This window comes from Brevibacterium sp. (assembly GCF_031179145.1).
GTDB lineage: Bacteria > Actinomycetota > Actinomycetes > Actinomycetales > Brevibacteriaceae > Brevibacterium.
Genome location: NZ_JAPSIB010000006.1, coordinates 1 through 25,332, shown reverse-complemented (window position 1 = coordinate 25,332; position 25,332 = coordinate 1). Strand labels below are relative to the sequence as shown.

The 25,332-nt window shown below is 65.2% G+C and carries 20 protein-coding genes; 5 read left to right on the top strand and 15 right to left on the bottom strand.

Features of this window, described 5'->3' with window-relative positions; translation table 11 throughout:
* Positions 1–5: 5 nt before the first annotated feature.
* From RIT73_RS06230 to RIT73_RS06185, 10 genes are all read right to left on the bottom strand, one after another.
* A complete protein-coding gene (locus tag RIT73_RS06230; protein WP_309131201.1) occupies positions 6–1,037 on the bottom strand; it encodes a hypothetical protein in 1,032 nt (343 codons plus the stop codon).
* Positions 1,034–2,362 carry a hypothetical protein gene (locus RIT73_RS06225; protein WP_309131200.1) on the bottom strand — a complete coding sequence of 443 codons (1,329 nt, stop codon included), beginning with the start codon at positions 2,360–2,362 and terminating at the stop codon, positions 1,034–1,036. The genes RIT73_RS06230 and RIT73_RS06225 overlap by 4 nt, the downstream gene beginning before the upstream one ends.
* On the bottom strand, positions 2,331–2,954 hold the full coding sequence (locus RIT73_RS06220; protein WP_309131199.1) for a LuxR C-terminal-related transcriptional regulator: 624 nt from the start codon (positions 2,952–2,954) through the stop codon (positions 2,331–2,333). The genes RIT73_RS06225 and RIT73_RS06220 overlap by 32 nt, the downstream gene beginning before the upstream one ends.
* A gap of 587 nt (positions 2,955–3,541) precedes the next feature.
* A complete protein-coding gene (locus RIT73_RS06215; RefSeq protein ID WP_309131198.1) occupies positions 3,542–5,401 on the bottom strand; it encodes an LPXTG cell wall anchor domain-containing protein in 1,860 nt (619 codons plus the stop codon).
* A gap of 576 nt (positions 5,402–5,977) precedes the next feature.
* Positions 5,978–7,675, bottom strand: a complete 1,698-nt coding sequence (gene hutH, locus RIT73_RS06210) for an aromatic amino acid lyase (protein WP_309131197.1) — start codon at positions 7,673–7,675, stop codon at positions 5,978–5,980.
* A 54-nt stretch (positions 7,676–7,729) separates the two neighbouring features.
* Positions 7,730–8,935 carry a cytochrome P450 gene (locus RIT73_RS06205; protein ID WP_309131196.1) on the bottom strand — a complete coding sequence of 402 codons (1,206 nt, stop codon included), beginning with the start codon at positions 8,933–8,935 and terminating at the stop codon, positions 7,730–7,732.
* 123 nt (positions 8,936–9,058) lie between these two features.
* A complete protein-coding gene (locus RIT73_RS06200) occupies positions 9,059–9,793 on the bottom strand; it encodes a helix-turn-helix domain-containing protein (protein ID WP_309131195.1) in 735 nt (244 codons plus the stop codon).
* Positions 9,790–10,548 carry an aldolase/citrate lyase family protein gene (locus RIT73_RS06195; protein ID WP_309131194.1) on the bottom strand — a complete coding sequence of 253 codons (759 nt, stop codon included), beginning with the start codon at positions 10,546–10,548 and terminating at the stop codon, positions 9,790–9,792. The genes RIT73_RS06200 and RIT73_RS06195 overlap by 4 nt, the downstream gene beginning before the upstream one ends.
* 203 nt (positions 10,549–10,751) lie before the next feature.
* Positions 10,752–12,434 (bottom strand): amidohydrolase family protein, encoded by a 1,683-nt coding sequence (locus tag RIT73_RS06190; RefSeq protein ID WP_309131193.1) that lies wholly within the window; start codon positions 12,432–12,434, stop codon positions 10,752–10,754.
* Positions 12,431–13,852, bottom strand: a complete 1,422-nt coding sequence (locus RIT73_RS06185) for an APC family permease (RefSeq protein ID WP_309131192.1) — start codon at positions 13,850–13,852, stop codon at positions 12,431–12,433. The genes RIT73_RS06190 and RIT73_RS06185 overlap by 4 nt, the downstream gene beginning before the upstream one ends.
* 154 nt (positions 13,853–14,006) lie before the next feature.
* On the opposite strand from RIT73_RS06185, the gene RIT73_RS06180 reads away from it, so the two are divergent.
* The gene (locus RIT73_RS06180; RefSeq protein ID WP_309131191.1) at positions 14,007–15,065 is read left to right on the top strand and encodes a LacI family DNA-binding transcriptional regulator; all 1,059 of its coding nucleotides are present in this window, start codon (positions 14,007–14,009) and stop codon (positions 15,063–15,065) included.
* 175 nt (positions 15,066–15,240) lie between these two features.
* Here RIT73_RS06180 and RIT73_RS06175 read toward each other — a convergent pair whose 3' ends face one another.
* From RIT73_RS06175 to RIT73_RS06165, 3 genes are read right to left on the bottom strand one after another with little or no spacing between them, the layout of a single operon-like run.
* Complete coding sequence (locus RIT73_RS06175; protein WP_309131190.1) at positions 15,241–16,581, bottom strand: enolase C-terminal domain-like protein; 1,341 nt, start codon at positions 16,579–16,581, stop codon at positions 15,241–15,243.
* A 5-nt stretch (positions 16,582–16,586) separates the two neighbouring features.
* Entirely contained in the window at positions 16,587–18,176 is a 1,590-nt protein-coding gene (locus tag RIT73_RS06170) for an aldehyde dehydrogenase (NADP(+)) (RefSeq protein ID WP_309131189.1), read from the bottom strand.
* Between the two features lie 39 nt (positions 18,177–18,215).
* A complete protein-coding gene (locus RIT73_RS06165; protein WP_309131188.1) occupies positions 18,216–19,181 on the bottom strand; it encodes a 5-dehydro-4-deoxyglucarate dehydratase in 966 nt (321 codons plus the stop codon).
* Positions 19,182–19,360: 179 nt separating this feature from the next.
* On the opposite strand from RIT73_RS06165, the gene RIT73_RS06160 reads away from it, so the two are divergent.
* From RIT73_RS06160 to sigJ, 4 genes are all read left to right on the top strand, one after another.
* Entirely contained in the window at positions 19,361–20,485 is a 1,125-nt protein-coding gene (locus RIT73_RS06160) for a mandelate racemase/muconate lactonizing enzyme family protein (protein ID WP_309131187.1), read from the top strand.
* 14 nt (positions 20,486–20,499) lie between these two features.
* On the top strand, positions 20,500–21,846 hold the full coding sequence (locus RIT73_RS06155) for a glucarate dehydratase family protein (protein ID WP_309131186.1): 1,347 nt from the start codon (positions 20,500–20,502) through the stop codon (positions 21,844–21,846).
* 110 nt (positions 21,847–21,956) lie between these two features.
* Complete coding sequence (locus tag RIT73_RS06150; RefSeq protein ID WP_309131185.1) at positions 21,957–22,553, top strand: carboxymuconolactone decarboxylase family protein; 597 nt, start codon at positions 21,957–21,959, stop codon at positions 22,551–22,553.
* 10 nt (positions 22,554–22,563) lie between these two features.
* Positions 22,564–23,448: an RNA polymerase sigma factor SigJ gene (sigJ, locus tag RIT73_RS06145; RefSeq protein ID WP_309131184.1), complete on the top strand. Its 885-nt coding sequence runs from the start codon at positions 22,564–22,566 to the stop codon at positions 23,446–23,448.
* A 71-nt stretch (positions 23,449–23,519) separates the two neighbouring features.
* On the opposite strand, the gene RIT73_RS06140 is transcribed toward sigJ, so the two are convergent.
* Positions 23,520–24,170: a dihydrofolate reductase family protein gene (locus RIT73_RS06140; RefSeq protein ID WP_309131183.1), complete on the bottom strand. Its 651-nt coding sequence runs from the start codon at positions 24,168–24,170 to the stop codon at positions 23,520–23,522.
* Entirely contained in the window at positions 24,167–25,141 is a 975-nt protein-coding gene (locus RIT73_RS06135) for a helix-turn-helix domain-containing protein (protein WP_309131182.1), read from the bottom strand. Before RIT73_RS06135 ends, RIT73_RS06140 begins: the two co-directional genes overlap by 4 nt.
* Positions 25,142–25,332: the final 191 nt, after the last annotated feature.

Genomic DNA, 25,332 nt, shown 5'->3' with positions numbered 1-25,332 from the left:
TCCATTCACGCTGACGTACTCGTTTCGCTACTGGGATTGCCGTCAACTGAGGCGGTGACAAGTGCCACTCCGTTCTCCAGCGTCAGACGCAACGTCATCTCACGTCCGTCCGCATTCCTCACCTCGTCTGCAGCCCATGCCACCAACACTCGAGCCGCATTCTCCGACAGTTCGGCCTCGCCACTGTCGTCGAGGACCACAATGTCCATTCCGTTCTCCCGCGCCCCCCGCAATTCGCTCGCCAGCGGTTCTCGCGCCAGACTGCGCCCACGTATCATGTCGCGCAACGCAGCCTCCAGTCCACGAACTCTGCTCACCTCCGGATTACTGCCGCTGGCGATGTCCTTGAGGATGGGACCAGCCAGCTCTCGTACTTCCGCCAGTCCTTCCTCCATATGAGCTTCTTCTGCCATCATTCGTGACTCTCTGTCCGCGCGCTCCCTCTCCGCAGCGCGATGCGCAACGATTCGTTCCACCGTTCGGTGCAGACCGATGGCAAACATGGTCACGCCAACCAGCGGCAATAGCTGCCCATAAGAATATGAGAGTCCATACCACGGGGTTCCGACCAGTTGGATACTCCAGATGGCGAACACCCCCTGCATGGCGAGGCCCCCGAACCAGCCGGCAACGAATCGACCCCGGAAGACCAGACAGAACAGCAGAAGCGAGCACGGATTGAGTTCCCAGCCGGCGGTAGGTGGCAAAGGAACCTGATAAGGCTGAGGCCACAGCACGATGACGACGGAGGAGACGACGACCACCAGGATCACCAGTGTCCTCCACATCGGCAGCGGAGTCACCGATGGAAACGTGATCAGGCTAAATGATGCGAGCAACACGATCAGCACCGTGAGTTCCGACGTCCGGAGCTCTTCCACACCAATGACGACCAAGGGCGAGTAGGCGACTTGAACAACAGCCAAGGCATAGAGAAGCCAGGGAACCACGCCGAAGAACCCGAGATAGCGGCCGACGTCTTCTTCGGGCACCCGGTCGAAGTTCGGGTGCAGAACAGAGTCGATCCAGCGCTTCATGGGCGATGCCACTGCAGAACGACTGTGGTGCCGTAGCCGAGGCGGCTCATGACCTCAGCTGAGCCCCCGGGAACGGAGTCCATTCGACCAAGAATTCCGTGGCGGACTCCGAGCCGGACACTGGGAATGGATGCTGGTTCGAACCCAGGTCCGTCGTCGAGAACAAGCACCTCGACGAGCTCTTCGCTCAATTTCACATGAACCTCTCGATTCACTGATGCTTCTGGAGGCGCATGTCGAACACTGTTTCGCAACGCCTCCGCCGCAGATTCGACCACTGCACGCACGGCCCGATGCGGATAGTCGTCGCTCCCTGAAATCGAGGAATGGAATCGCGCAGTCGGGTCGAGGCTGGTAGTGAGGGTACGGAGTTCACGCACAAGTTGTTCCGGTGACGATTCTCGACGCTCATCGGGGTCCTTGAGCCCCCGGTCTATCGCACGCAGCGCTTCACGGGCTTGCTCCTTCGCGCTTCGCTTCTCGATCGCTGTGGTGTAGGCGAGCATCGCGACAATGATGCTGTCATGGATGAGCATTCGAATCGCGCGCTGACTGCTGCGGCGTGCCTCTCGCTCGGCTTGTGCTCGGGCTTCCACCACCGCTGCGTCGACCGTTTCGTCGAGAATACGTCCTGCCCTCATCAGAGCAGCGGGCAGACACATGAACATTGCGGAGTAGAAGATCTGTCTCAAAGCTGCGGCTACTGCACTGCCTTGCAATCCGTCTGAACCCCAGAAAACAGCAATGAGGAAGACGACCGAAGATAGCACAACCGCATATATCGCGGCCCGTCCCGGGGTGAAGACCAGCATGGCCGATGCACCTGCAATTACCACGAATTCTCCGATCCATGTCAGCTGCATCTGCTCGGGAATGCCACCTTGCGGTACAACAACAGTGATGCCGAGGAAGATCGCCACCATGCCGAGAGCCTGCATCTGCCAAAGGCGTTGCAGGGTTCGGCGAGGTGCAGAGAAGCCCAGTACGACGAGACACAGCGAAGGTACTCCAAGTACGAGAAGAGCAAAAACTGTGAACGGTACGGTGAGGACCGCCGATTGGGACATGATCGCGCCAGCAGTTCCGACCAGCATGAGCAACGTCGTGCTTGCCAGCGGCACTGTCATGACCCTGTAAAGACGATTGGAAGCGAAACCTTGGCCCTCGCCGATGACCCCGGCAGCGGGCGAGGCAGAGTCGGCTGCCGTAGTCGCGCTACTCAGTTTTACGGGCGATGTGTTCTTCTCACCGCCGTTCACAATGTGCTGACGAAAGTTCTTCACCTTGTCGAACTCATCCTGATCGGCGATCTTCGGCGTCGACACTCCCAGCGAGGGGATAATAGGTCGGTGCGGGAAGATATCCGTCCTGCACCGCTCGCTGGTAGAGCGAGACTTTGTCGGGCGCCGGGCGACCGATTCCCGAGTATTTAGCGCGTATGCTCTTGACGTGGTCATTGACCGTGTCAGAAGAGATTCTGAGTTCCCGAGCCACGGATTCTCCCTTCCGACCCCGCGCGTACAGCGTCAGCACCTGCTGTTCCCGGATTGTCAGCCTTGCTTCATCGAGCCGGGTATCGGTATCAATGGCAGAGGCCCATTCGGTAGAAAACTCCAACTGGTTCTCCATCACCATCCTCAGTGCTTCGGCAAGCACTTCGAGCGGCGCGGATTTCCGCACCAGTCCATGGATCTCGCTCATCGCCACCGACCGCACCAAGTACGGGTCCTCCCCCGAGGTGAGCACCAGCACTCTGAGCCCGGTGCCCGCCAATCGTTCGACGTTCGTTGCAGGCGAGGAGCCATCTGCCAGTCGAAGGTCGAGGAGCACGATCTCGGGAAGCTCACGCCAACCGAGCAGTTCATCAACGGTGGCGACCGAACCGACGAATCTCAAGGTCGGCACGGTCGAGACCACAGTTCTCACGGACGGATCAACGTACCGGAAATGGTCATCGATGAGGGCAACATCCATCAGTTTCTCCTAGAACTCAGGGGCAAAGTCGCCTCGCTCCGGCCGGAAGCGACAAACGAGGCGAACGAGGCGCTGATACTCGTAAAACGTCGTAACCCCACTCGCAGAGACGATTCGGCAAAGCATCAATGCGTTCAGGGGTCGGACAAGCGCTATCCTGTCTCTCACTGTCCGGTCGCACGTCCTCCATCCTTCTCCTCCAGGTCCAAGCCGGTTGCTGTCCGAATCCGGCCTTGGCTGTGGCGCCTCGGATTTCATCCATCAATACAGTAGGCAGCGCTTAGGCCCAAAACGGATGTTGCAACTGTGACCAAAACGAGACCGAAGGAATGGCAGCCTAGGTCCTCCTCGCTGTTGAAACTCATCGACCAGCGGCAGAGTTCACTTCAGCTGATATTTGCCACGGCACACCAGGAACCCGCCTCGGGAAATTCCCCGAGGCGGGCCCGTTCGGTGCTCGATCGGTTGCCGTCAGCTTCCGCAGAGGCTCAGGTTCACGACGGTCGCACTACTGGTCCAGCGGCCGACGGTCAGACTCGATTCCTGCGTCGCGTCACGACGATCGCAACAGCACCGGCGATGAGGAGTCCCGCGCCGACTGCCAGAGCGGTCAGCTCAGCGCCGGTCCGCGGCAGTGACGATCCGCCGCCGTTGCTTCCGCCCGTCGTTCCATCGCTGTCGCTTGTGCCTTCGCCGGCGTTCGCATCATCGCTGACGACACTGAAAGAGCCCTTGAGGACGTCGTGGCCACAGGTCGCCTCGACCCTGTATTCGCCGAGGTAGGCGCTGGCATCCGTGCTGGTGCCGTACACATTGACGCTGGCACTGCCCTTGTCATCGGTGGCAACGGTCGAGTCGAACGTCGCGACGTTCTTGTTCTTCGCGAACACCTGGAAACGGACCTCTTCAGCAGTGCAGTTTGCAACGTTGAGTACGGCACCCTTCTGCGGGTCGAGGAAATCGCTGACCGCGACCGACTGGTCGGCGACGCTCAGGCTCGGCTTCGCCGGAGGCTGCTCGTTGCCGTCCTTGGTGTCAGAGCCATCTTTCGTGTCAGAGCCGTCCTTCGCTCCGTCAGAACCTGCGGCGTTGGTGCCCTCGGCATCGCCTTCGGCGGTGTCTGTTCCGTCTTTCGCCCCGGAGTCGGTGCCGTCCGCAGCGCCGCTATCGGTTCCGTCCTGTGCACCCGAGTCGGTGCCATCCTCAGCGTCCGTGTCCGTCCCGTCCTGGGCGCCGACATCAGTGCCGTCCTTCGCCCCAGCATCAGTGCCATCCTCAGCGCCCGAATCGGTCCCGTCCTCCGCCCCGGAGTCGGTACCGTCCTCAGCACCCGTGTCCGTACCGTCCTGCGCACCGGAGTCGGCTCCATCCGCAGCGCCCGTGTCCGTTCCGTCCGAAGTGCCGGTATCGTCGCCTCCGCCGGCTTCACCGACGGTCACCGAGATCGATCCCTGATTTTCCAGGTCGTCATAAGGCCAACTCAGGTACTCGACCTGATATGACACGGAAGGCACTGGACCGGTGAAATCCTTGGCCGGCTCGAAGTACACGCTCACTTCGCCGTTCTCATAGTCATATGAGAATCGCCCCTCTGTGAGCTCGATGTTCGACACCGGTTCGCCCTTGTCATCGACCAGAGTGAATGACGACCAGTCAATCTCCTGTCCATCCAGCGCACGAACCTGATCATGGAACGAGGTGATGACGAGTTGCTCATTAACGGGGGTGGACGCATTGATATCCGGAGTCACCGGCGGGCAGGTGAGGTCATAGCTGATCTTGAAGTTCTCGGCGGACCACTTCGAGTACCCGTTCTCGCCGTAACCCGAAAGGTTCACGCTCAGACGGAGATCTCCTGCCTGCAAAGCTTCCAAACTCACAACATCGCCACCTTTGATAGTGGCTGTTTCTCCGTTCGCAAGCGAGTTCTCTGTCGCATTGTCGAGGCGTTCTTTCTCGCCGTTCGTGTCTTGATAGAGATGAGAAGCAGCAGCGTAGTAGCGACCGCCAGCAGTCGCGGGTCCATCATTGGCCACATCGAGGCTGTACTCAATCTCTGCCAGCCCGGTATCGCACGACGGAGTGGCAAGAGGCTCGATCTTGGCAGCGAACTGCGAATAGTATTCATCGGCGTTCCCCCGCTCTTCTTGGGAAGGTGCAGGAAGGGTGAACACTTCCCCTTGGAAAAGCTTCGCCGGGCTGTCGGCACCATCTGACGGCACGTACGTAATCATTTTCGTATCGGAGCCGCCCTCGTCCTCTGAGTAGTAGGCTTCGCCCGGGGCGTACGTCGCACCCAACGGCCCCACCCCGGAGTCCTCGCCTGCAGACGCGGTAGGTGCCAGCATCAGCCCGCACACTGCTGTTCCGCAGGCCGCGACGGTCGCCACGGCCGTTCGCCCCAGCCACTTCGGTAGATTCGACATGTTCTGTCCTTTCAGTACACACGCAGTTCGTGCCTCCTCGGCTCGACTGCCTCGCATTCCATCTCCAGCGAGCACGGCGACGAAGATCGGCAGGCACTCCCTGAATCGCTCCACAACGCTGCGCCGTGAAGATCGTGATTTATCCTAGGAATCGCTGAGAGGGAACTGGAGACGGATCTGCGGAACCCGGTTACGCCTATTCCGATACTTTCGACAGAACATTCCGGACGACATCCGCCCACGTCAGAGGGGTTAGAGGAGCTGACGGTTCGTCAGCGTCGAGATCAGTCAATCGAGCATGAATCATGAACTAAATGACCAAAAGCAAGAGAGTTTACCCTCTCCAATAGGCCTCGCACCCGCGCGATGCGCAGAGCCTCGCGCAAGCCGCGCACGGCCATGCCGACGTTCCGCACCGAGGTGATGACGGTGGACCCGGAGAACGGGGCGTTCTTCCGGTCATAGCAGGACTGACCTCTGAGCCTATGGACTGGAGAAAGACCACGCATCGAAGGAGGTGCTGCTCCGGGCCTCGGGCCCTCAGCCCTTCGCATCGGCCGCGGCGATCACCGCCCGCTGCTTGACCAGGGCAGCAGCCGTGCGCACCTGCGGGTAGAGGACGACGTCGCGGGTCAGGTGGGCGATCGGCTTGCCCTGCGTGTCCGGGGTCGAGCGCAGCATCGCCGAGACCCGGCGCGCCGCGGTCGAGAGCTCGGACTCGGAGACCGCGGTGCCGTCGGGGCGGCCTGCCTTCACCCGCAGCTCCAGGGCCTGGACGGCCATGAGCAGCTCCACGCCGACGACCACCTCGACGTTGGCGACGATCTGGCGCAGATGCCTGCCGGCGTTGTTCGCCATCGACACATGGTCCTCCTGATTCGCCGAGGTGGGGATCGAGTCCACGGAATCCGGATGTGCCAGCGTCTTGCAGTCGGAGACCAGGGCCGCGGCGAGGTACTGCGGGAGCATGAACCCGCAGTCGAGCCCGACCTGGTCGGAGTCGACGAGCATGTCCGGCAGTCCCCGGTTGAGGGTGCCGTCGTCGAGGCGGAAGATGCGGCGTTCGGTGATGTTGCCGATCTCGGTCGCCGCGATCGAGAGGAAGTCGGCGGCGAAAGCGACGTACTCGGCGTGGAAGTTGCCGCCGGAGACCGCTTTGAGATCCCGGTTCAGATCGGGGAAGACGAGCGGGTTGTCGGTGGCCGCGTTGATCTCGCGCTCGATGATCCCGAAGGCGAACTCCAGGGTGTCGGCGATGGGCCCGAACACCTGCGGCACACACCGCAGCGAATAGGCGTCCTGCGGAGGCTGGCGCACCGGGTCATTGTCCCGGTCACCGGTGATGAGCTGCGAATCATGCATGAGCTCCCGCATCCGCTGCGCGACCGCGATCTGCCCCTTCTGTCCGCGGGCCTCGTGGAGTTCGGCGATGAACGCATCCCCGAACCCGAGGAGAGCTTCGATCGACAGGCACGCCGTCACCTCGGCGGTGTGGAGCGCACCCTGGACGTCCCAGGCCGCGAGCGCGGTCTGGGCCAGGGAGAAGGAGGTCCCGTTGAGCAGGGCGAGCCCGTCCTTCGCACCGACGGGAATGCGTGCGACCCCGGCGGCGGCCATCGCCTCGTGGCCGGACACGATCCTCCCGTCGAGAATGGCCTCGCCGGAGTTCTCGACCTCCTCGGAGCCGTCCGGCGCGGTGGTCAGCACCAGGGCGATGTGTGCGAGCGGAATGAGGTCGCCCGAGGCGCCGAGCGATCCATACTCGGGCACGGCCGGCCACACATCGGCGTTGAGCATCGCGACGAGCCCTTCGACCAGCGCCCAGGAGATCGCCGAGTAGCCCTGGATGAGTGAGACGACTCGGATGAACATCGTCGCCCGCACGACCTCCTCGTCGACGATCCGCCCGATCCCGGAGGCGTCGGCGAGGATGAGGCGACGGGAGAGCTCGGCGGCGTCATCGGCCGACGGGAAGGCCTGCCGTCCAGCCAGGGAACCGAAGCCGGTGTTGACCGAGTAGATCGCCTCGACCTTCTCACCAGCGCGCATGCGAGCGATCACATCGTCGAGCCAGGCGCGCGACTTCGCACAGTGCTCTTCGACCTCGGGGGCCAGTCGGATGCGACGGCGGAAGCGCGCGACATCGACGAGGTTGTCCAAAGTGGCGGACTCTCGTCCGAGAACAAGGTCCTCCCCGGCGAATTCTTCACGGGTGCAGGCGGTGGCGGTGTCGATCACGTGGCGTCCTTTCGAGGTGGTGCAGGAGTATCAGTCGAGGTGGTGCGTGGAATCTCAGGCGGCTCTCGCGCGCAGGGGCACCGAGGCGTAGCTGCGCAGGGTCGTGTGGATGAGCGGCTCTGCCTCCGCCGTGGGTTCGATCATCGCGATGCGCGTGACGAAAGCCGAGAGCAGGGCGTCCATCTCCATCCGTGAGATCGGCTGCCCCACGCACTGGTGGATGCCCATGCCGAAGGTGAGGTGGCCGCCGGCGTCGCGGCTCACATCGTAGAGGTGGGCATCGTCGCCCCACTTCGACTCGTCCCGATTGGCGCAGCCCGGGAAGACGAGGACCTTCGTGTCCGCGGGCAGGTCGACTCCGCCGAGGACGGTGTCCCTGCTCGTCGTGCGGTAGAAGGACTGGAAGGGGCTTTCGAATCGGAAGGACTCGTCGATCGCGTACTTGACGCTGCGCGGATCAGCGTGGATCTTCGCGTACTGCTCAGGATGGAGGGAGAGCACGCGCAAGGTGTTGGTGATGGCGAAGATCGTAGTGTCGAGTCCAGCCGACAGGAGCGCACGGACAAGGAGAGTCGCCTCGTCGGCGTCGATGTCGCCGGAGTCGGCGAACTCCCAGATCTGCGACCCCATCCCGGACGGGTCGAGGACCTCCCGGGCGCAGTTCTCGAGCACCCAGTCATACGTCCCCTCGGCTGAAGCGATCCATCTCCGGGCGATCTCGTTCTGGGGCCCGAACGTGGAGAAATTCGCGGCCCCCTGCGCGAGGAGGTTCTCTTCGCGGCCCTCGCGCGGGATGCCGACGGCGTCACCGAAGACACGGAGGACGAACTTCTCGGCCAGACGAGCGGCGTCGAACTCACCGTTGTTCGTCGAGAGCACCTCGTCGATGATCTCCTTGGCGAACGCAGCGAAGTCCTTCCGCCGCGGCCGGAGCCGCCTGGGCGCGATGACGCCGTCCATCGCCGCGCGCATCCGGGTGTGGATGGGTGGATCGACCTCGAGGATGCCGGGTTTGCGCAGGGGCGGGTGATGGTGGGTGTTGACGATGCCGACGCCGGCGCCGGAGATGAACGTGCGGTGGTCCTCGAGGATCTCGCGCACCTCGGCGTCGCGGCCGAAGGCGTGCACGTCGTGGGCCCCCAGCCAGACGCCCGGGCCGGCGGCACGGAGGCGGTCGAAGAACGGGTAGGGGTCGGTGAGGATCTCGACCGAGTAGGGGTCGTCGTCAAGGACGGGGACGGTGGACGTCAGGGGCGCCATTGGTGACCTCCAGTGCTCGGTTCGCGCGTTGCCTCCCGCATCGACCAGAGCGGAGAGCTCTCTGAAGAGTATGAGGTGAGAAGGGTGCGGGCGACTTCCGTTCTCAACGGCTGGGAACGCCCCTCAGCACGACTCCTCGAGCTCCCCGCGCAGCTGCTCGACCGCCTCGGCGAGGATCGGGGTCAACGTTCGCACCGTGTTCGCACCGAAGCGCTCCGTGTGCCCGGCCAAGGTCAGCGAGCACAGGACTTCACCGCGGACGATGACGGGTATGGCGAGCGCCGTCGCCCCAGCACGCAGCTGACTGCGCGAGTGAGCGCAGCCGTCCTGTCGAATCGCCTGCAGCGCAGAGAGCAGACTCTCGCGCGGTTCCTCGGACTCGGCGACCACCTCGGCGATGATCTGGGACGGCGCATGGGCGAGCAGCACCCGCTGACCGGCGCCGCGGTCCAGCGGCAGGACCTCATAGGTGCGGAACGCGATGTCGGCGTCCTCGTCCGGGGCGAACTGTCGCAGGCACACCGCGTTGCGTCCCTCTCGCACCGCCAGCACCGAGGTGCGCCCGGTCCTCGCGCTGAGCCGGCGCAGGAAGGGGTGTCCCACCTCGAGGAGGTGGGATCGGGTGGGATTGTGTCCCGACCAGGAGCTCAGCCGGGAACTCGGCAGGTACCGGCCGTCGAACTCCTCGACGAGGTCGAAGTCGCGCAAGGTCTTGAGGTATCGGTAGGTCGTCGACAGCGGCAACCCGAGGTCCGCGGCCAGCTCCTTGGCGTTGGTCTCCCCCGTCTCCGCGATCCGGGTGAGGACCTTGAGCCCGCGGACCAGCGCGGTGTCGCGATCAGCGCCGGACGTGCTCACGCTCGAGCGGCGCGCAGGTCCTCGCGGAACCCGCGGACGGCCGTCCCGACATCTCCCGCCGAGGTGATGAACCGGTATCCCTGCTCCATGCGCAGGTGCGCTTCCGCACCGTTGCCGCAGTGGATGCCCGGGACCTTGCCGTGAGCGTCGGCGGTCTCACGGATCCGCAGGATCGCCTCGGCGTGGGCGTCGTTGGGCTCTCCGGGAACGGTGCCGACGGCGAAGGCGAGGTCCGCGGGGCCGACGTAGACGCCGTCGACGCCGGGCACGGCGCAGATCTCCTCGAGGTTGGCCAGGCCGTCCTCGTTCTCGATCATGACGAACAGGAGCGGGCGCTCGGCGCGGGTGTCCTGCACAGCACCGGCGATGAGTTCGCTGGTCGGACCCCACGAACGCTCGCCGCCGCGGCTCGGATAGTCGAGGGCTGTGGCGGCGGCCTCCGCCTCGGCGGCGGATGAGATGAGCGGGACGATGATCGCCTCGACTCCGGCGTCGGCGAGCATCCCGATCTCGGTGAACCGGTTCGCAGCGACCCGGGCCGTGACGAGGGCGGAACCACTCGCGCGGATCGCGTCGGACAGCCGCGGGACGTCGTCGGCGCGGACGAAGCCGTGCTGCAGGTCGAGGCACACGTAGTCGAAGCCGGCGGCGGACCCGATTCTCGCGAGCTCCGAGCTCGTCGTCATCATCCACAGTCCGTTGTAGGTCTCTCCCGCGGCCAGGCGAGCCCGGTGGGTGTCGATGGCTTCAGTCATGACAGCATCGAACCACACCCGCGCCCCCTCGCGCCCGAATCGCCCGGGATGTGGATCAGGTCACGTCGTGGCGACAGAAGATTGTCAGGTGGAAGAGGGTCGATCTGCGGGCCCGAAATCGACCTTCTTCCACCTGACAATCACTGCGCTATCACCGGCGGCGCCACAACGGGCAGCGCCTCAACCGGCGAGCGGCGCAGGGCTCAGGCGCTGTGGGTGACCAGCCCGTCGGAGACCGTGAGGAGCACGGTCGCGTCGCCCAGCACCTCGGGGGCCACGGTGAGCGGATCGACGTCGAGCACCGTGAACGCTGCGGGTTCGCCGACGGCGAGGAACCCGCCCCGCTCGCCGATCGCGGCCCACGGGCCTCTCGTGTACCCGGCGAGCGCCTCGGCGGCGGTCAGCCCCTGCTCGGGCAGGATCGGCGCGGCAGCAGCGTCGTCGACCGGACGGCGCAGCTGGGCGTCGGCCATGATCTTCAGGGCGTCGAAGGGGGCCACCGGGTAGTCCGACCCCAGCGCCAGGATCGCTCCGGCGTCGAGGACGTCGCGTGTGCACCAGGCGCGACGTGCGCGATCCTCGCCGAGGCGCTGCGACCAGTCGTCGCTCCCATCGGCCCTGGTGTAGTGAGTGCAATGGGTCGGCTGCATGCTCGCCGCGATCCCGGCCCGCCCCAGCAGATCGATGACGTCCCTGCCCACGGATTCGATGTGCTCGATGCGGTGCTGCACTCCGGTGTCGGGGAGCGCGGCGAGGGTCTCGGCGACTTCCCTGATCCCTCGTTCGCCGATCGCATGGGTTGCAGTCGGCACTCCCGCGGAGTTGAGCTGAGAGACGCGCGCCGCGTAGGCGTCGATTCCCTCCCACGCCGAGGTGGTTCCCTCTCCCCTCGAATCGGGAGTCTCGAGCCAGGCCGTTCCGCCCTCGACGGTGCCGTCGATGAAGAACTTCACTCCCCCGACTCGCCATCGCCGACCGTGCAGCCTCTGCTTCTCGACGAGCTCGGCGCAGTCGGCGGCGTCCATCGTCGGCGTGCACCACGGGGAGATCCGGAGCTTCACCGGCAGCGGCGCCTCCTCTTCCGCCGCGGTGAGGAGCGCCACGGTCTCCGGATCGTTCATATCCATGACGTGGATCTCGGCGATCCCCTTGGCCGCCATGGCGCTCAGCAGCTCGCGGAGTCCGGCGACGCGTTCCTCGAGCGCCTGCTCGGGAATGTGCGCTTGCACCTCGTTCATGGCACCCATCTCGAGCAGGTGCCCGGTCGGCTTCCCTGCGTCATCGGCGACGACGAAGGAGTGCCCCGGATAGGCGCGCGGCCCGGTGATCCCCGCGATCGCCAGAGCGGCGTCGGAAGCGATCGCCGAGTGGGCGTCGAAGAGCGTGACGTAGGCCAACCGGTCCGGGCCGAGCGCCTCGTGCAGAACGTCGTTGGTGATGGCGCCGTCGACGAACACATTCGGATCGAGACCCCATCCGAGGACCCATTCGTCCGCGCCACGTTCCGCAGCTTCCGCACGGAGCGCCTCGGCGACCTCATCGAGAGTCGCGCACTCCTTGAGTGCGGCGCCCCTGGCCAGGGACAGGCTCATGATCGGGTGCGCGTGGGCGTCGGTGAAGGCGGGGACGATCGTACCCTGGAGAGCGACCACCTCGGTGTCCGGCCCTGCGAGCGCCTCGACGTCCGTCCAATCGCCGAGGCCGATGATCTCACCCTCGGACACGGCGACCGCGGCGCGGAGACTGTCAGCCTCGGGGGATGGCTCGTGCGCCTCAGCGATTGGGGCACGGCGGGCCTGCGCACTCGAGGCGCCGAGCTCCTCATCGGTCATCCGGTGCATTCCGGAGGCGCGGACGATGAGGTCCGCTGTTCGGCTGACTATCATGTGCGGGCACCTTTCTGGTGATCGGCAAGCTCGGGAGTGGGGTTCGTCGGTTCATCGGTCGGTTCGACCTCGTCGAAGTTCAGGGTGGGGACCGGGCGACGGAAGAAGTTCGTCTTCGCCAGCAGGATCGCGAGACCGGCAGCCGCCCAGATCGCTCCGACGACCCAGGTGAACGGCTCGAGAGAGGTCCACAGCCAGATGCTCAGCCCGAACCCGATCAGCGGCATGACTCCGTATCGGATCACGCCCCAGGGGGTTCGCGCCGCGGCGCCCGTCCGCGGGAACAGGTAGGCGCGGATGACGGAGAGGTTGACCATGCTGAAGGCGGCGAGCGCCCCGAAGCTGATCATGAAGGCCGCCTGGTCGAGGGTGAGGAACAGGCTGGAGAGAGCGACGACGGAGACGACGGTGGTCGCCACCACGGGGGTCTTGAAGCGCTTCGAGAGGATTCCCAATGGGCGCGGCAGCGTCCCGTCGCGGCCCATCGAGTAGAGGATTCGGGACACCGACACCTGGCCGGCCAAGCCGGAGCCGAGACAGCCGGCGATCGCGGAGATGACGATGACGACGGCAAGCGCCTGGCCGCCCACGTGCTCGGCGAGCACCACACCGGCCGCGTCGAGCAGCGCCTGCGGGACAGCACTCCAGTCCTCGGGGTGGTAGGCCAGCGCCCCGACCCAGGAGATGAGGATGAAGATGCCGCCGCCGATGAGGGTGGTGAGGATGATGGCACGTGGGATGTCCCGCTTCGGCTGGCGTGCTTCCTCCGACAGGGTCGACACCGCGTCGAAGCCGAGGAAGGACAGTGCGAGGATGCCCGCACCGGTGAGGATCGGGCTGAATCCCGGCGCTCCGACGGTGAAGGGCTCGAGCAGTCCCGGCGCGTTCGGGTCGCTGATCGCCATCTTCAGGGCGAGGATCCCGAAGACCACTACGGTCGCCACGGAGACCGCCACGGTCGTGATGTTGAACCTGTTGGCCAGTTTGATCCCCAGGACATTGAAGAAGTAGATGAGGATGATGGCGATCAGGGAGAACACCTGGGTCGGGATGCTCGGGAACTGGGTTCCGACATAGAGGCCGAGGATCATGAAGTTGATCATCGGGATGAAGAGGTAATCGAGCAGAAGCACCCAGCCGGTGAGGAATCCTGCGGTGCCGCCGAAGGACTGCTGCACGAAGGTGTACGCGGAGCCCGCGACCGGGAAGCGCTGCACCATGGCCGCGTAGCTCAGGGCGGTGAACAGCATCGTGATGAGGGCGACGACGTAGGCCAGCGGAAGCCTGCCCTCGGTCACCTGGTTGACGATGCCGTACGTGGTGAAGACCGTGGCGACGGCCATGTAGGACAGGCCGAAGAGCGTCAGCCCGACCAGGCCGAGCGCCCGCCTGAGCTGCGGGGGTGATTGCTGGGACACGTTCTCTCCTTTGAGCCGGTCAGGGGATTCCCTGCAGTGGCGATGACGATGTGCCGCGGTTTCCGCGCTGGACACGGATCAACGACGGAGACCATACTAAATCGATTAAGTGATCGGCGCAACAGGTGCCTGAGGCTCTGCTACGGTCATTCACATGCCCCCGAACCGCCGCGTCACCCTCAAACAGGTCGCCGAGCGCGCAGAGGTGTCTCGCGCCGCCGCATCGTTCGCCCTGTCCGGTCGGCCCGGAGTATCAGATGCCACGCGGACCAAGGTGCTGCGGATCGCCTCGGAACTCGGCTACGCACCGAACCAGGTGGCCCAGAACCTGCGGTCTTCCCGGACCGGGATGGTCGCGGTGTACCTGCCCGAGGACGTGTCGACCCTCAGCTACTACATGGAGGCGACGTTCGGCGTCATCGACGAAGCCGAGCAGTCCGGCCACACCGTCACCCTGATACCTCACCGCCCGACAGGTCTCAATCGCCTCCAGGCCGACGGAATCATCATGCTCGACCCGACTCGTGGAGACCCCATGATCGGTCATCTGCTCGACCTCGGCCTGCCTGTCATCAGCGGCGAGGAACTCCCGGAACCGTCCGACGACGACCTGCCCCGACCCTCGAGTCCACAGTCGCTTGAACGTTCCGCCGAGGTGGCAGGACTGGTGACGTCGGACCACGCAGCCTCCACTGTCGAGCTCCTCGAGCATTTCGTCGCCAGGGGAGCCCGCCGCCCGGGCATCATCGCCTCGAGTGTGCCCATGGCTTGGTCGATGACGGTCGAAGCCACCTACCGCCAGTGGTGCGCGGACCGAGAGCTGAATCCGCTCGTCGAGTACGCCAGCCTCGACGGCCTCGAGGAGACGACGCGCCGAGCCACCCGCAATCTGCTCGACACCGGAACGGTCGACGCGATCCTCGCCCTCGCGGACGGTTCGGCGCTCAACGTCATCACCTCCGCCGCGGAATACGGGCGCAGGGTCGGCGAAGACCTCCTCGTCGCTGCGACCGTCGATTCGCCCGTGCTCAGCTACACCGATCCCGCCGTGACGGCGGTGGACCTGCGGCCGCGGGAGTTCGGCCGCCGATGCATGTCCGTGCTCAGTCGGGTCCTCGACGCCGCGGATGCCAGTCCCGACACCCTCGCCGAGGTGGTCGACACCGAGGTCATCTACCGCGCCTCAACCAGGGGAACAGCCGGAGACCGCTGAGGCGGCCGGCCACGCCCCGCAGGGTCGGGCCGTGCGCGTCCGCAGGCCGGGCCCGACACCCCGCAGGCTCAGATGAATGTCAGGGAGAAAAAGGTCGATATCAGCAACGATTTTCGACCTTCTCCTCCCTGAGAATCCGCTGCGGCGGGCCGACCCATCGACCCGCCGTCTGTAACTACCGGACCATCGCAGGGCGCTTGGGGTCGAATGTCCATCCCTCGATGAGATACTGCATCGCCGCGGCGTCGTCGCGGCTGCCGAGCCCGTGCTCCAGATACAGGCGGTTCGCGGCCGCGAGCCGGTCACGGTCGAGTTCGATCCCGAGCCCCGGCGCCTGCGGAACGGCGATCTCGCTGTCGACGATCTGCAGCGGCTCGCGAGTCAGCCCCTGCCCGTCCTGCCAGATCCAATGCGTGTCGAGCGCCGTGATCTCACCCGGAGCAGCCGCGCCGACTTGCGTGAACATGGCCAGAGAGATGTCGAAGTGATTGTTCGAATGCGAACCCCACGTCAGTCCGAAGTCGTTGCACATCTGCGCCACTCGGACCGAGCCGGCCATGGTCCAGAAGTGCGGGTCGGCCAGCGGAATGTCCACGGCGGCCTCACGGACGGCGTGCTGCATCTCCCGCCAGTCGGTCGCGATCATGTTCGTTGCCGTCCGCAGCCCGGTGGCCCGTTTGAATTCGGCCATCACCTCGCGGCCGGAGAACCGGCCCTCAGCACCACACGGATCCTCGGCGTAGGCGACGACCCCGTCCATCCGTCTGCCGTAGCGGATCGCCTGGTCGAGCAGCCAGCCGCCGTTCGGATCCAGCGTGATCCGCGCATCCGGAAACCGTTCCTTGAGAGCGATGACTGTGTCGACCTCGGCATCACCGTCGAGCACTCCGCCCTTGAGCTTGAAGTCACGGAATCCGTACTTCGCGTGGGCCGCCTCGGCGAGCGCCACGACGGAGTCGGGGTCCATCGCCTTCTCGCGTCGCAGACGATCCCAGTCTTCGGCCTCGGGCTCCCGCAGGTATCCCAGATCGGTCGATTCCGCGTCCCCGACGTAGAAGAGGTATCCGAGCATGGGAACGCTCGAGCGCTGCTGGCCGGCCCCGAGGAGTTCGGCCACGGGAACGCCGAGGAACTGGCCGTGGAGGTCGAGCAGGCAGGATTCGATGGCGGTGACAGCATGGATCGCGATGCGCTGGTCGAAAGTCTGGGTGCCGCGTCCACCGGCGTCGCGATCGCGGAATGCCGATTCCACTGTCCGCAGCAGGCTCCTCAGACGCGCCACCGGCTGACCGACGAGGATGTCGGAGGCGTCCTCGATCGTCGTTCGGATGGGCTCGCCGCCGGGAACCTCGCCGAGGCCTGTGCGCCCATCGCTGTCGGTGATGATGGCGATGTTGCGCGTGAAGAACGGACCGTGGGCGCCCGAGAGGTTCATCAGCATGGAGTCGTGCCCGGCGACGGGAACCACTTCGACCGAGGAGATGACGGGGCCCGCAGCGGCGGATGGCGTGGTCATGGCGTTCATCCTTTCACTTCGCCGTCGACGAGCTGCATCGCTGACCAGGGATTGTCGCCCCGGACAGGTTCGGGCAGCAGCGCCTCGGGGAGCGACTGATAGCTGACTGGTCGCAGGAAGCGCTCGATGGCCAGGCTGCCCACCGAGGTGGTCGCGGGAGCCGAGGTGGCGGGGAAGGGTCCCCCGTGCACCATTGCGTGTCCGACCTCGACGCCGGTGGGCCATCCGCCCCAGAGGATGCGTCCGCACAGATCTTCGAGCACGGGCAGGAGGTCGCGAGCGACGCCGAGGTCCGATTCCGTGGCCTGGAGAGTGGTGGTGAGCTGGCCTTCGAGACCCTCCAGGGCTGCCTGCAGCTCCTCGACGTCGCGGTAGCGGACGACCAGGGAGGCGGCCCCGAAGATCTCTTCGCTGAGGGCCTCGTTCGCCATGAGATCCTTCGCCGAGGCGGTGAGGACGATGGGAGCGGGCGCGTTCGCTCCCTCTCCCGGCACTCCGGCAGCCACTGTCTGCACTCCCGGCTGAGACTGCAGCTTCTCGACACCTTCGCCGAACGCCCGGGCGATGCCCGAAGTGAGCATGGTCTGCCCTGTCTGCTCGGGCAGCTGATTCGCGATCTGCTCGAGGAGCGCGTCACCTGCTTCGCCCGTGGGCACGAAGACGAGCCCGGGTGCGGTGCACAACTGCCCGCTGGATCCCGTCAGCGAGGTGATGAACTGGGAGGCGAGGACCTCGGCTCCCAGTCCTTCCGCGCTCAGGCTTCCGGGGAGCACGACGACGGGGTTGATCGAGCTCATCTCGGCATAAACCGGGATCGGCACGGGTCGGTTCTCGGCGGTGGCGCTCAGCGCCAGGCCGGCCGATCGTGAACCGGTGAAGCCGATGGCCGCGATGCGGGGATCGGCGGCGAGCTGCTGGCCGATCGTCGACCCCGAGCCGTAGACGAGAGAGAAGACACCGGGGTCGAACCCGCTGTCAGCGACGGCGGCGGTGATGGCGCGTCCGACAATCTCACTGGTTCCCGGGTGGGCGTTGTGGGCTTTGACCACCACGGGACAGCCGGCCGCGAGCGCCGAGGCGGTGTCTCCTCCTGCCACGGAGAACGCCAAAGGGAAGTTGCTGGCACCGAAGACGGCGACGGGACCGAGAGACACCTTGCGCAGGCGGATGTCGAGGCGCGGCAGCGGAGTCCGATCGGGCCGGGCCGGATCGATCCGGGCACCGTGGAAGTGTCCGGTGCGGACCACCTCGGCGAACAGGCGCAGCTGGCCGACTGTCCGGGAGACCTCACCGTTCAGTCGTGCCTCGGGCAGACCGGTCTCGGCCATGGCACGCTCGACCAGCGGAGCCCGGACCGCCTCGATGTTCGCGGCGATACGGTCGAGGAATGCGCTCCTGGCCTCGGGCGAAGTGACGCGATAGCTGCGAAAGGCTGCGGCTGCGGCGCGGGTCGCGCTCTCGGTCTGGTCCGCATCGAGCGCGGAGTAGGCAGGGTCGAGGGCCGAGTCCGTCCGGGGGTCGATCCCCTGACTCGACCCCGCATTGCCCCTGACCTCGGTTCCTGCGATCAGTGAATGTCCGCTGAGTTCTGTCATCGTCTGCACGTGCGATTCCAATCGTCGAAGGTGGTCGGTTCAGGCCGTCGCTGTGTTCAGTGCGCCCGCACCTGCCGGGGTTTCAGGGACGATACCCGCCGAGGTGATCAGGGCCTTGAGATCGGCGATGTCCTGCTCGCTCAGATCTTGGAGCGGCGGACGGACGGGACCGCAGTCGCGTCCGATCGCTTTGAGACCGCCCTTGACGATCGAGACGCCGTATCCCTTCACACGGTCGCGGATCTCGAGGTAGGGAAGGACGAACCGGTTGAGCTTGTCCGTCACGCCTGCGCGGTTCTGTGCTCGCACGTCTGAGTAGAAGTCGAGAGCGAACTCGGGGACGAAGTTGAACATCGCCGATGAATAGGTGCTCATTCCCAGCTGCAGCAGCGGCAGTGCGAAGGTTTCGGCCGTCGGCAGGCCGCCCAGGTAGAAGAGACGGTCTCCGTTCTTGGCGTAGACCTTCGTCAGATGCTCGATGTCGCCGAGCGCATCTTTGAAGCCGATGAAGTTCGGATGATTGTCGGCGAGCCTGGCGACGGTCTCAGCCGAGTAGACGGCGTTCGCTCGGTTGTAGACGATGATGCCGGTGGTCGTTGCCTCGCAGATCGCCGCGACATGACGGTAGAGCCCGTCCTGATCGCACTCGGTGAGGTAGGGAGGAAGGACCAGAACTCCTTCAGCGCCCGCGGCCTCGGCGTCTTGGACGTTACGCACGGCCTGTACGGTGGCGCCTCCGGCGGAGGCGAGCACAGGAACCTCGGGACGGGATTCGGCGACGGCCAGCGCCACGACTCGGGCAGCTTCGCCGGGGCTGAGGCTGAAGCCCTCACCGGTGCCGCCGGCCGCGAAGAGACCGCCGACGTCGTAACTCGACTGCCAGGCGATGTGCTCGCGGTAGCGCTCCTCGTCGATGTTGAGCTCGGCGTCGAAAGCGGTGGCGGGGAACGACAGCAGACCATTCTTCAGATGGTCGGCGAGTTCCTGTGGGGAGAACTGGGCCATGAGGGTTTCCTTTTTGGAGAATCTGACGATACCGAAGCGACTTTATGGGGGTCATCAATGCCTGTCTAAGCCCAAGACGATATTGAGTGATGCCCAAAGGGCATTGGAGAAGTAGTGCAATCCGCTATGTCATGGGGAGCGTCGTCCTTTGACCGAATCGGTCCGAACCAGGAGCCCTTATGACTTATCGCGCGGATGCGCTCACCTCGATCACACTGTCCCAGATCCCCCTGCCTCTGTCCGTGCCAATCTCGGACGCGAAGGTCTTCACCGGCCGGCAGAAGCCGATGACCGAGGTCGCCATGCTCTTCGCAGAGGTGGAGACTGCTGAAGGCCACTCGGGAATCGGGTTCTCCTACTCGAAGCGAGCCGGCGGGCCGGCTCAGTACGCGCATGCGAAAGAGATCGCGACTGCGGCCCTGGGAGAGGACCCCAACGACATCGCCAAGCTCTACACCAAACTGCTGTGGGCAGGAGCTTCCGTCGGCCGGTCGGGTCTGGCGACCCAGGCACTGGCCGCGCTCGACATCGCTCTCTACGATCTCAAAGCCAAGCGCGCCGGCCTCCCCTTGGCGAAATTCCTCGGCAGCCATCGCGATTCCGTCCGCACCTACAACACGTCCGGAGGTTTCCTCAACGCCTCCCTCGCCGAGGTGAAGGACCGAGCCTCTCAGTCCCTGGCCGAGGGAATCGGCGGAATCAAGATCAAAGTCGGTCTGCCCGACTCCTCCGAGGACATCCGCAGGGTCACTGCGGTCCGGGACCACATCGGCGATGCACCTCTGATGGTCGACGCCAATCAGCAGTGGGACCGGGCGACCGCGCTGCGGATGGGGCGCGCGTTCGACGACCTCGGTCTGGTCTGGATCGAAGAGCCGCTCGACGCCTACGACGTCGAAGGTCACGCCCGGCTGACCCGCACCCTGGACACTCCGATCGCCACCGGTGAGATGCTCGCCTCCGTGGCCGAGCATGGGGCGCTCATCGACGCCCGGGCCTGCGACGTCCTCCAGCCCGATGCCCCACGCGTCGGCGGCATCACCCAGTTCATGCGCCTGCTCACGCTGGCCGACGAAGCAGCCCTGGACATCGCTCCCCATTTCGCCATGGAGATCCACCTTCACCTCGCCGCCTGCTACCCACGGGAGACATGGGTGGAGCACTTCGACTGGCTCGACCCGCTGTTCAACGAAAAGCTGGAGACGAAGGACGGTCGGATGCTCGTCCCCGACCGCCCGGGTTTGGGCATCACCCTGAGTGATCAGGCGCGAGCCTGGACCACCGAATCGGTGACGATCAGCTGAGAAGGACGACGACCATGGCTGAACAGCTCCCGACCGCTTCGGCGGATACCCGGACGGCATCCGAGGGAACGTCCGCTCTCCCGCTCACCTCGGCGAGGACGAGGATCGTCGATGTCCGGGTCACCCCCGTGGCCTTCGCCGATCCTCCCCTCCTCAATGCAGTGGGAGTCCACGAACCGTATGCTCTGCGGACCGTCATCGAGGTCATCACCGAGGTCGGCATCTATGGCCTCGGTGAGTCCTACGGCGACACCGCGCACATCCGGCGCCTGGAGCTCGCCTCGACCGCCCTCATCGGGCTCGACCCGTTCCTTCTCACCGCGGCCAGGTCGGAGGTCTCCGAGGCACTGAAGATTGACACCGGTTCAGGCGGCCACGGGATGAGTGGGATGATTACCGAGTCCTCGACCCTTGACCGCGTCTTCTCTCCATTCGAAGTCGCCTGCCTCGACATTCAGGGCAAACTGCTCGGGCTTCCGGTATCCGAGCTGCTCGGCGGCAGGGTGCGCGAGTCGGTGGAGTTCAGCGGCTACTTGTTCTACAAATGGGCAGGGCATCCCGGCCACGACGCTGACTCCTGGGGAGAGGCGCTCACCCCAGCAGGGATCGTCGAACAGGCCGAGAAAATGGTCGCGGACTACGGCTTCACCGCACTCAAACTCAAGGGCGGAGTGTTCCCGCCGGACGAGGAGGCAGCAGCCATCGAGGCACTCGCCGAGCGCTTCCCCGGAGCTCCGCTGCGCATCGACCCGAACGCCGCCTGGACCGTTGAGACCTCGATCGAAGTTGCGGAACGACTGAAGACGGTCCTCGAGTATCTCGAGGACCCGACTCCCGGTATCGAGGCGATGGCCGAGATCCGCCGGGCAGTTTCCATGCCAGTGGCGACCAACATGTGCGTCGTCGCATTCAACCAGCTGCCCCCTGCGATCGCTGCGGGCAGTGTCGACATCATCCTCTCCGACCACCACTTCTGGGGCGGTCTCAAACGATCAGGGCTCCTCGCCGGCCTGGCCGAGACCTTCGGGATGTCCCTGTCGATGCACTCGAATTCCCACCTGGGGATCAGCTTGGCGGCCATGCTCCATCTGGCGGGAGCCACTCCCAACATCGACTACGCGTGCGACACTCACTGGCCGTGGAAGGACCCGGAGGACGACGTCATCGCCGGCTCCCCCTTCCGCTTCGCCCACGGTCGAGTCCCCGTACCGACGTCACCGGGTCTCGGGGTCGAACTCGACCGTGAGAAGTTGGCGCGGCTGCATCAGATCTACCTCGACTGTGGAATCAGGAACCGCGATGACACCAGATACATGCAGAAGTTCCACCCGGAATACACCGCGGAAGCGCCGAGATGGTGAAGGGATGACAGCCGCACACTGAACACACTGATTCCGGCGGAGAGTGTCACAGAATCCCCGTGAGCGGTGTCTCCATGGTGAACACGCATCACTGAGAAAGGACACCGCTCATGAACACCCCCACCCGACCTCCCCAGCCTGACCGCTCGAGTGCACGCATCCGCCTGGACAAGTCCGGTCCTCTCGAATCGGCGTTCGGCTGGGTGTCGAAGAGAATGTACGGCAAAGTCCTCGACCCCATCCGCGCCGCCTTCCACCATCGGCCCGTCCTCTTCTCCTACATGGGATTCGAGTTGGCGGCGATGCGGTGGAAGAAGCTGCCGCAGAACCTCCAAGCTCTCGCGGTGATGACCGTCGCCCAGGAGATCGGATGCTCGTGGTGCATGGACTTCGGCTATTGGGAGAACCATCACAAGGGAGTCGACGCGGCGAAGCTCCGCGACGTCCCGCAGTGGCGCAGCAGCGGCGTCTACACGGAACTGGAACGAGCGGTGATGGAGTACGCCGCTGCTGCGACAGCGACCCCGCCGACGGTCACCGATGAGATGGTCGCACGCCTCCGGGAGGACCTTTCCGACGCGCAGGTCGTCGAGCTCGCCAGCCTGGTCTCATTGGAGAACTTCCGCTCGCGCACGAATGCCGGCATGGGCCTCACAAGTCAGGGATTCAAGGCAGAATGTGAGGTACCCAATCGTGAAGTGAGCTGAGGTGTGACGGATGGTCAGAGGTGATCGTCATGTCGACGTGTTCGAGGAGCACCGCGGCGTGCTGCTGGGCGCGGCCTACCGGGTGCTCGGCACCGTCCAGGACAGCGAGGACGCTGTACAGGAGACCTGGCTGCGTTGGACAGGAGTCGACCTCAACGAAGTCCGTGATCCCAGGTCGTACCTGCTCAAGGCGGTCACGCGTGTGGCTTTGAACATCGCCCGCACCCAGCACCGGCGCCGCGAGGAGTATCCCGGCCCCTGGCTGCCAGAGCCCGTCTCGACGGATGCGGAGTCCGAGCCGGGGCACATCGCCGAGGTCGCCGACGAGGTGTCTTTGGCCCTCCTCGTCGTGCTCGAATCGCTCACCGACCTGGAGCGGGCGGCGTTCGTGCTCCGGGAAGCCTTCGGTCTCCCGTATTCCGAGGTCGCCGACGCCCTGGGTCGGTCCGAGGCGTCGGTGCGGCAACTGGCCGGCCGCGCCCGGGGTGCAGTCCAGGCCCGAGCACCGAGGCAGTCCGCCGACCCCGACACCCACCGGGAAGTGACGCGCCTGTTCCTGGCAGCGGCCGAAGGATCCGTGCCTCTGGAGGAGGTCGTGCCGGTGCTGGCACCCGACGTCGTGCTGACCACGGATGCCGGCGGACGGGCGAAGGCCGCTCTCAAACCGATCACCGGCACCGCGAAAGTGCTCCGGTTCATCGCCGGTGTGCTCGCCAAACCCGAGAACGCCTCGCTGCGCTGGCAAACCTGCGAGGTCAACGGCATACCTGCTTTCCTCGCCCGCGGTAAGCACGGCATCGACTCCGTCTCCTGGCTCGAGGTCGAGGACGGAGTCGTCACCGGCATCCAGGTGATCCGGAACCCCGACAAGCTCGGTGCGCTCCGACTGCCCTGAGCTTCACGCTCGCAGACACGGCACTCGGCACCGCTGACGTTCGCAGGGTCAGACCTCTGACATTTGCAGGGTCAGTCGCGGTCTTCGGCCAAGGGACCCACGACGCGGTGCCGGGCCGTGAGGAAGGCGCCGTTCCGGCCGGTCTCGACGAGTTCGAGGTCGAGGCGCCGCGGCAGCAGCGGTCGACCCGCGCCCAGGGTGACCGGAGCGATCGAGGAGATGACCTCGTCGAGCAGACCCGCCTCGGCGAATTGACCCGCGAGATCTCCCCCGCCGACCACCCAGATGTCCTTGCCGGCGGCGGCCCCGCGCATCTCGGCATGCACCTCGGTGACGTTTCCCTGCGCGAACCGGATGCCCAGTCGATCCTCGTCGTTCGCGTTGGTCGGCATCGTCAGTTCCCGGTGGGTCATCACCCATGTGGGCATTCGATAGGGCCAGACACCGGATTCGTGTCGGAGGACCCACTCGTAGGTGGTCGAACCCATCACCATGGCTCCGACGCCGGCGATGAACCTCTCGTAGTCTCCAGGGTCCTCTCGGCCCTGTTCAGTGTCCTGGTTCTGGGTCTCGCCCTGCGGCTCGGCCTCGCTTTGCGATCCGTTTTCGTCCTGCGATCCGGACTCGCCCTGCGGCTGGCGCAGGAGCCAGTCGAGGGAGTCGTTCGGGTCCGCGATGAAGCCGTCGAGAGTGGTGGCCGTGTAGTAGATGGTTCTGCTCATGAGTCTTCTCCTTGTCCAGATGTGTGGTCGTCTGAGGGTTCGGAATGCTCACTCTCGGGCTCCGGATGTTCACCGCGCTGTCGGCGCAGCCAGATGATCGGGTCACCGTCGTCGATGCGATGCCCAAGGTTCCTCATCATCTGCCGCACAAGCAGGCGCCGGTAGGCGGAGAAGGTGAGGACGTGGGCGAAGACGGCGCTGATCACGAAGCTCTCCGGCGGATCGCAGAGGGCATCGACGAGGCGGTCGTCCCAGGCGCCTCGGCGATCGATGTCGCGAACTGCAACGAGCCACCGGCCGGTCAGCTCCTCGTGCCGATGAAGCAGTGATCGGGGCGTCGCCTGCGTCTGCCGCTCCGGCAGGTCGAGACCTTCGATGGATGCCAGCCAGACCTCCTTCGTGTAAACGAGGCTTTCGAGGACCGCACCGATCGACGCCTCCTCTCCGTCCCATTCGAGCACGATGGTGCCGGGAAGCACCGGGTGGTGGATCTCGTCCGCACCGAGAGTCGCTGCGGTGCGGATGAGGTGAGCAGTGTCGTCGAGGTCATGCCTGAGCAGCTGCTCGCTGAGGGGATTCATCGGGGACTCCGGGGTGTGCACCCAGAGTGAGGTGGGCGGATGGAAGTGAATGCCGTTGGGGCTCGGCAGCCAGTGGCCGGACGCCTGAGCGCTCGGCGGGTGTCCGAACGCCTTGACGAAGGCGCGGCTGAAGCCTTCGGCTGATTCGTAGCCGGCAGCCCAGGCGGCGTCGGTGACGCTCGCCCCGCACTGCAGCTGCCAGGCGGCACGTTCGAGCATCACGCGGCGACGCATCGCCACGGGTGACTCCCCCGCGAACCGGGAGACCGTGCGGGCGAAGTGGAAGCGCGAAGCGTGGGCGTCGTCTGCCATGTCGTCGAGCGTCGTGTGACGTTCGTCGAGCACGGCGTCGAGGAGCTCCCGGAGGCGATCTCGGCCGTTCGTCGTCATGAGTCCAGTGTGGCCTCCCGGAAACCTGTTCACATGACCGTTCTTGCTCAGATCTGACCGATCTCCCTGTGGCCTCATTGCAATACCTCCGGGAAGGAAACATCGTTGACTCATATGAAAACCTCCGCCACAGCCGATCGTTGACTCATTTACCGACCTCCGCCTGCTCTGCGGTTGTTCCACCCCTCATT

Coding starts and splice junctions, on each gene's coding strand:
- RIT73_RS06165 (WP_309131188.1), bottom strand. CDS start 19,181: ATGGCCCAGTTCTCCCCACAGGAACTCGCCGACCATCTGAAGAATGGT.
- RIT73_RS06155 (WP_309131186.1), top strand. CDS start 20,500: ATGGCTGAACAGCTCCCGACCGCTTCGGCGGATACCCGGACGGCATCC.
- sigJ (WP_309131184.1), top strand. CDS start 22,564: ATGGTCAGAGGTGATCGTCATGTCGACGTGTTCGAGGAGCACCGCGGC.
- RIT73_RS06175 (WP_309131190.1), bottom strand. CDS start 16,581: ATGACCACGCCATCCGCCGCTGCGGGCCCCGTCATCTCCTCGGTCGAA.
- RIT73_RS06230 (WP_309131201.1), bottom strand. CDS start 1,037: ATGAAGCGCTGGATCGACTCTGTTCTGCACCCGAACTTCGACCGGGTG.
- RIT73_RS06205 (WP_309131196.1), bottom strand. CDS start 8,935: ATGGCGCCCCTGACGTCCACCGTCCCCGTCCTTGACGACGACCCCTAC.
- RIT73_RS06135 (WP_309131182.1), bottom strand. CDS start 25,141: ATGACGACGAACGGCCGAGATCGCCTCCGGGAGCTCCTCGACGCCGTG.
- RIT73_RS06180 (WP_309131191.1), top strand. CDS start 14,007: ATGCCCCCGAACCGCCGCGTCACCCTCAAACAGGTCGCCGAGCGCGCA.
- RIT73_RS06195 (WP_309131194.1), bottom strand. CDS start 10,548: ATGACTGAAGCCATCGACACCCACCGGGCTCGCCTGGCCGCGGGAGAG.
- RIT73_RS06150 (WP_309131185.1), top strand. CDS start 21,957: ATGAACACCCCCACCCGACCTCCCCAGCCTGACCGCTCGAGTGCACGC.
- RIT73_RS06140 (WP_309131183.1), bottom strand. CDS start 24,170: ATGAGCAGAACCATCTACTACACGGCCACCACTCTCGACGGCTTCATC.
- RIT73_RS06190 (WP_309131193.1), bottom strand. CDS start 12,434: ATGATAGTCAGCCGAACAGCGGACCTCATCGTCCGCGCCTCCGGAATG.
- RIT73_RS06170 (WP_309131189.1), bottom strand. CDS start 18,176: ATGACAGAACTCAGCGGACATTCACTGATCGCAGGAACCGAGGTCAGG.
- RIT73_RS06160 (WP_309131187.1), top strand. CDS start 19,361: ATGACTTATCGCGCGGATGCGCTCACCTCGATCACACTGTCCCAGATC.